The organism is Psychrobacter sp. AOP5-GZ1-6, assembly GCF_052376345.1.
Lineage (GTDB): Bacteria > Pseudomonadota > Gammaproteobacteria > Pseudomonadales > Moraxellaceae > Psychrobacter.
Genome location: NZ_JBQSVP010000178.1, coordinates 1 through 5055 on the forward strand (window position 1 = coordinate 1; position 5055 = coordinate 5055).

The following is a 5055-nucleotide window of genomic DNA, read 5'->3' on the forward strand; positions in this document are numbered from 1 at the left end:
AAAGCAATGTACTATGATAAGCTTAACCTGTTAGGTCAAGTGGCTTAACTTAAATAAAAAGGTCTCAGACAAACCCGGTACAGTTCACTTTTACAAAAAACTAGAAGCACTAAACCTTTCGTTCGAAGACCTTACAGAACATAATTTAATAGACGCTAAGGTACACTTAAAGAAAATAATAGAGAAAGGTAAAATATATAGATTAACGGATACTGAGAAAACAGCAAAAGCATTCTACGTTCAGAGAGTTTCCCAAACTTTGTGTAACTGCTTATAATCCACTAACCGGAGAATAAGCAATGACAACTCAATCTGGCATTAAGAAACTAGCTGAACAAATGGCTGGTAGCATGAAAAGCTTCGATGACATCAAAGACCTCCAGAAGCAGCTCATGCAATCCTTTATCGACACTGCCCTTGAAGCTGAGATGGAAGACCATCTCGGCTATCCTAAGCATGAAAAGGCAGATAAGCCAAATAAACGCAATGGGCATACTAAAAAGACCGTCCGCAGTGACACAGGCGATCTTGAGATATCCGCTCCAAGAGACCGCAATAGCAGCTTTGAGCCTGTGCTGGTCAGTAAGCATCAAACCCGTATCTCAGGTCTCGATGATAAAATCATATCGTCACTACAGGCATAGCCTTCCGTCTTGCGCTTCGGGCAAGTGTGCCCCACACACTTGCTTATCCTCGCTCATACGCCAAGGGTCAAACCACCACCGAGATTGTAGAGAGCATTAAAGAGCTCTACGATGTCGATATCTCCAGTAGCTTAGTTTCAAAAGTCACTGACAACATATTAGAGGACATCACCGCTTGGCAGAACCGTCCGCTGAGCAGCGTCTATCCTATCGTCTATTTGGACTGCATCGTCGTGAAGATACGTCAAGACAAGCAGATCATCAACAAGGCTATCTATCTGGCACTAGGCGTGGGACTTGATGGCAGAAAAGAGCTGCTTGGTATGTGGCTCTCAGAGCATGAAGGCGCTAAGTTCTGACTGGGTATTCTCACTGAACTACAAAACCGCGGGGTACAAGATATTCTCATTGCCTGTGTTGACGGCTTAAAAGGCTTCCCTGATGCCCTCAACACCGTCTACCCCAACGCTCAGGTTCAGCTGTGTATCGTGCATATGGTACGCTATTCAATGAAGTTCGTACCGTGGACTGATAAGAAAGCCGTAGCGGCTGATTTAAAGGTTATCTACGGCGCTGATACGCTTGAGATAGCAGAGGCCAATCTTGAATCCTTCAACGCAACATGGGGTGATAAGTACCCGCATGTGGTTACCTCTTGGCGTAATAACTGGGAGGGCTTAACGGTGTTCTTTGGCTACCCTAAAGACATCAGAAAAGTGATTTATACCACCAATGCGATAGAGCCTTTAAACAGTGTGATTCGGACAGCGGTGAATAAGCGTAAAGTATTCCCCTCTGATCAAGCGGCGTTTAAAGTGGTGTATTTAGCCACCCAGCAGGCATCCAAAAAGTGGTCGATGCCGAGTCAACACTGGACGTCTGCTTTGAATCGCTTTATGATTATGTTTGATGATCGTATTAGGGCGTGTTGAACATTGGCGACAAATTAATGGCAAAAAAAATAGCGAACGGTTAGGGCGTGCTTTATCGCATGCGTGCTGGCTGTCCTTGGCGCGACTTACCCGAGTATTTTGGCAAGTCTAATACCATCTATAAAGCTTACCAGCGCTGGTTTCGCAGTAATAAGCTAATGGCATTATTTACGTTACTGATCAAAGACGCAGACCTTGAGTGGGTCTTTATCGATGGCACTCATATTAAAGCGCATCAGCACAGCAGTAGTGGCAATGAGAACCTACAATCCATTAGCAAAAGTGTGGCAGGCCGCGCGACCAAGATTCACTTAGCAGTTGATGCTCATGGCAATCCGATTACCTTTATTTTATCAGAGGGCACAACCCACGATGTCAAAGTCGCACCTGATTTAATAGACAAGGTTGACTTGAGTAATACAGAGGTTTTATGTGCCGATAAAGGCTATGATTCTGATGCACTACGAGCCCATATTGAACAAGCAGGGACGCATAATAACATCCCTCGAAAACGAAACACTCAGTCTTCTAACGACCATATGGACTGGGACTTATATAAAGCCAGACATCTAGTAGAAAACGCTTTCGCTAAGCTAAAACAGTATAGGGCGGTTGCCACCAGATTTGATAAGCTCAAGCAGAGTTATGAAAATACGGTCGCTCTTGCTTGTGCTTATATCTGGCTCAAATTATGAATGTTCAACACGCCCTAGATTAACTTAGCTTTGATACCTATTTTCCCTCGTCCAAGTTTCAACCACCATGCCGGTACGTATCCCTGAGCTTGATCACGTGACCATAGCGCGGTTAACAGCCCCAATCCTATGAGAGACACAAGGGCAAAAGTACTCTCTGAAATCATACCTAGAAAATATAAAGTAGACATAGTAATAACTATGAAACTATATGTGAGCCAACCTCTCACGCCGTACTCAATAAAAGCGCAGGACGTATCTATAAAACCTTTTAACTTACTCATCACTATTCCTCACTTTAAGCCGACTCTTATAGTTGAAACAATAGCACTGTGTTACGTTTTTATCAACACAAACCCATGTATGATAAATCGTTTCTGCTACATAAGAAAATCATTAGCAAATAAATATGCACTGATGATAATCAAAATATTATCAAAGCTACCTCTTCATATGTCTGAAATGAATACGTATTGAAATATAACATCAAACTGTCTCTGAATACGCTCATTTGACCCTATTGATTAATCCTACCCCGATATTAGCTAATGTTTTGTAGTCATAATCATTATTTACCTCCGCACCAGCTTGGATGAATGCTTCTTCAGCATGGTACATAGCTACTAGTAAAGCATCAGAAGGGTTGTGTATATCCATAATTTCAGGTAAGTAGATCAAACGTCGAGCATAGCGTGTTGGTGTATCGATATCATTAACTATGGCATCACTCGCTAGTGTTTCCAATCTTATACCCAAAAGTATATACATCACATCAAACCCTATATTCCAGAGCTTAACGACTAATGATGATGGCATATCTCGCTTGCCTGTTTCATAATTTTTATAGGTATTTTGATGAACGCCTAACTGGTTGTAGACATCAACTGCTTTCAAATTTAGACGCTCACGTTCTAATTCCAATCGCTTACCCATATCTTCAGGATTCATCTAACCCCCCCTCAAAAATACACTCTCATGTAAACAAAATATTGACATACACTCAAATGTTAGTATTATTATACACTCAATTGAGTGAAACGTTTTAGAATAATATATTCTATCATAATAGGATACCACCAAAATGAAAGTGAGCACATTACAAGCTACGAACAAAGGACAGTTACATAAATCCAATCGTAAAGCCATACCTATTCGACTTCTGCCAGAACAACACGCTGAACTTAAAAAAACTGCAGCTACTGAGATTCGTTCTATGGGATTTATCGCATTACGGCGCTACCAAGCTGGTCTGCAATTAGAGCAGTCAAAGCAACCAACCTAATATATTGACACTGCCATCGCAAACACAGTCGAGATGACAGTGTCATTTTTGGGCGATGAGGGAAGTACCGGTCAGTACTTCAGAAATTATCAGCCATATCCAACAATATTCGTATTCACCCGACCCCTTTAGATCAGCGCTTATCAGATCAGTAGTTTCATCACTACTAGACATGAAAACAGTCAATCCATCGTAGGCATAAACCAAACCACTTACCAAACCAAACGAGCACTATTATGCAAACCATGCAAGATGATACCCGTAGCGAGCTAATCACTCGCCTCGTACAAGATTATGGTCTCAAATTCTCCAGCGACCGTCAGTTTTTGCGTTATGGCCGCTGCCCGTCATGCGGCAAAAAGGAGTTATTCACCGGTGCTGATGCGCCGTGGACGATCCAGTGTGGCCGCGCTAATAAATGCAATTACCAAGCATCTACTCGCGATATTTACCCAGACATATTCGCCAATTGGACGAAGAAAAACCCACCAACACCCAGCAACCCAAATGCCACGGCTGACGCTTATCTTCAGTCGGGACGTGGCTTTGCTATTGTCAAATGGCAAGGCAGCTATACCCAAGAAGTATTCAAAGACTTCTATTCTGATTTTACTTGTCCTAGTGTCCGTTTCAACATCACAAGCGAAGGGCAAACTCTAGGGTATTGGGAACGGCTGATAGAACCCGCCGCAAATATAAAAAAGGCCCGTGTACAAACAGGCTTTAAATTTAAAGGTCATGCTTGGCTACCGCCAAAGCTGCACCTACAGCATGGCATCTGGCCATATGTGAAAGAGCTATGGATTACTGAAGGCATCTTTGACGCCATGGCACTGACTGAGAACGGCTTACATGCCATTAGCAACATCACCGCCGGTAACTTCCCAGCGCACACCTTAGCGCAAATAAAAGCACGAATGGCAGAGCTTGGTAAGCCACTGCCCAAGCTTATCATAGCACTCGATAGCGACCATGCTGGACGCAAAGCCACTGACAAACTGGTGGCCACCGCACGCCAAAACGGCTGGGATGTCACCGCCGCACAGTCAAGTGAGTACAGCGACGGTGCAGACTGGAACGACCTACACAAAGCAGGAAAACTCACCAAGTCAGACCTTGAACGCTACCGCTTTTATGGTGAGCTGCTTATTGCTGAGACAGCAAAGGACAAGGCGCTACTGACGTACAACCAGTATGGCACCACTAGCTTTTATATGTTTTTCAACAGTTGCACCTACTGGGTAAAAGTAGACAGCGAGAGCTTTGATAAAGCCAAGCAAATGGATGCGGACAGCGAACCGACAGAGGATCTATTCAATACTGAAGAAGAATTAAAAGAAGCCGTACAGCTATGGCATGACGATCTAATGCAGTCTTGCATGACTGTCACCCAAATCATGAACTGTCAGCCACAAGCACTCTATTATCAGCAAAACCTTGTCACTGATGAGTCGTGGTATTTTTTTCGTATTCGCACACCACAAGGCGACACTAAAAATACC

The 5055-nt window shown here is 43.4% G+C and carries 4 protein-coding genes and 2 pseudogenes; 4 read left to right on the forward strand and 2 right to left on the reverse strand.

All coding sequences use genetic code 11. The features are described 5' to 3' along the window. Positions 1–299 precede the first annotated feature (299 nt). Together ACT3RN_RS14415 and ACT3RN_RS14420 are read left to right on the forward strand one after the other, a co-directional pair. Positions 300–1576: pseudogene (locus ACT3RN_RS14415) on the forward strand (IS256 family transposase). 47 nt (positions 1577–1623) lie between these two features. Next, positions 1624–2271, forward strand: a pseudogene (locus ACT3RN_RS14420) (IS5 family transposase); the annotation flags it as partial. 14 nt (positions 2272–2285) lie between these two features. On the opposite strand, the gene ACT3RN_RS14425 reads toward ACT3RN_RS14420, so the two are convergent. Both ACT3RN_RS14425 and ACT3RN_RS14430 read right to left on the reverse strand, forming a co-directional pair. Beyond that, positions 2286–2555, reverse strand: coding sequence for a hypothetical protein (locus ACT3RN_RS14425; protein ID WP_444518744.1), 270 nt, complete (start codon positions 2553–2555; stop codon positions 2286–2288). A 223-nt stretch (positions 2556–2778) separates the two neighbouring features. Then, positions 2779–3219, reverse strand: coding sequence for a helix-turn-helix domain-containing protein (locus ACT3RN_RS14430; RefSeq protein WP_087041098.1), 441 nt, complete (start codon positions 3217–3219; stop codon positions 2779–2781). Between the two features lie 133 nt (positions 3220–3352). Between ACT3RN_RS14430 and ACT3RN_RS14435 the strand changes: the two genes are divergently transcribed. Together ACT3RN_RS14435 and ACT3RN_RS14440 are read left to right on the forward strand one after the other, a co-directional pair. Then, the gene (locus tag ACT3RN_RS14435) at positions 3353–3553 is read left to right on the forward strand and encodes a hypothetical protein (protein WP_087041097.1); all 201 of its coding nucleotides are present in this window, start codon (positions 3353–3355) and stop codon (positions 3551–3553) included. Between the two features lie 236 nt (positions 3554–3789). Further along, positions 3790–5055 (forward strand): toprim domain-containing protein (locus tag ACT3RN_RS14440; RefSeq protein WP_444518745.1); only part of this gene is annotated, 1266 nt, incomplete at its 3' end.

Coding starts and splice junctions, on each gene's coding strand:
- ACT3RN_RS14430 (WP_087041098.1), bottom strand. CDS start 3,219: ATGAATCCTGAAGATATGGGTAAGCGATTGGAATTAGAACGTGAGCGT.
- ACT3RN_RS14435 (WP_087041097.1), top strand. CDS start 3,353: ATGAAAGTGAGCACATTACAAGCTACGAACAAAGGACAGTTACATAAA.
- ACT3RN_RS14425 (WP_444518744.1), bottom strand. CDS start 2,555: ATGAGTAAGTTAAAAGGTTTTATAGATACGTCCTGCGCTTTTATTGAG.